Annotated in this window: 1 pseudogene; it reads right to left on the bottom strand. The window is 64.3% G+C overall.

The features are described from left to right. Positions 1–878, bottom strand: a pseudogene (locus DIE08_RS35260) (RHS repeat protein); the annotation flags it as partial. Positions 879–943 lie beyond the last annotated feature (65 nt).

Below are 943 nucleotides of genomic sequence, written 5' to 3'. Positions count from 1 at the left end.
GTGCCCGACTTGACGTTGGCGCCATGTCCCCGGCCGGGTCTGCGGGCGAGGACGGCGCGGGCCAGGCCCGCGATGATCCAGCCGATGCTCTGCTCAACGTTTTCGTCGGCCAGACGGCGAATCTGCCGACCGAGTTCGGGCGACAGCCGACGAAGTGCTGCGGTCTCCCGCAGCACTGCATCGCAGGCGCGCTTCGGTATCGCCATTGTCGCCAGGTTGAGGCTGGCCTTGGCCACGCCCGCCTGGAATTGCGTGGCGGCGCCATACACATTGGTGAATACGCCGAGCGGGTCACGCCAGAGTTTGCCCGTGGCCTCGAACAGTTCCGCCTTCGCAGCCTTGAGATTGCCCTCGGCGTCCAGCTCGCTCAGCACGATCGCGTCCAGGCCGTTGGCCAGGTCAACGATCAGCGCCTCTCCATACTGGGCGGCCGCTTCGATGAAACCGGACAACTCGGCCCGTGCCCTCGTCACGAAGTCTTCCAGGCTGCCCTTGATGCTGGCGTTCAAACTGGTAGCGAGCACCGTGAGCATTGCCTCGCCGACCAGTTGCTTGCCGCTCTTGCGCAACTCCTGACGCACCAGGAACAAGCCTGGGCGCAAACTCATGCGGGCAGCCGCTGTGCCGGGCAAGGGCACCACGCCCATCAGGTTGATGCCCAGGCTCACCCAATCGAGCGTATGGCGCTCTTTACTCTTCGCGAGGGTGACGATATCGCCGAACACGTCCGCCAGTGCGAGGATGTTGCCCAACACCGGCAGCGCACCGGCCATGGTGGAGATACGTTCCAGCGAGATCGTGCCGTCGCTGATGCTGATCAGCCAGTCGTCGAAGGCACTGATGCTCTGCCCCACGTCGGCGGGTTGGATCAGATTCACCGGGACGACGGCTACTTGCTTTGCTCGAGGTAATGCGGCGTTGCTGTTCGTGCTATCCATCGCGG

Origin of the sequence: Burkholderia sp. Bp9004 (assembly GCF_003858025.1) — a bacterium.
Lineage (GTDB): Bacteria > Pseudomonadota > Gammaproteobacteria > Burkholderiales > Burkholderiaceae > Burkholderia > Burkholderia diffusa.
Note: the sequence above shows the minus strand (reverse complement) of the source record. Positions and strands in the feature narration are given on the sequence as shown.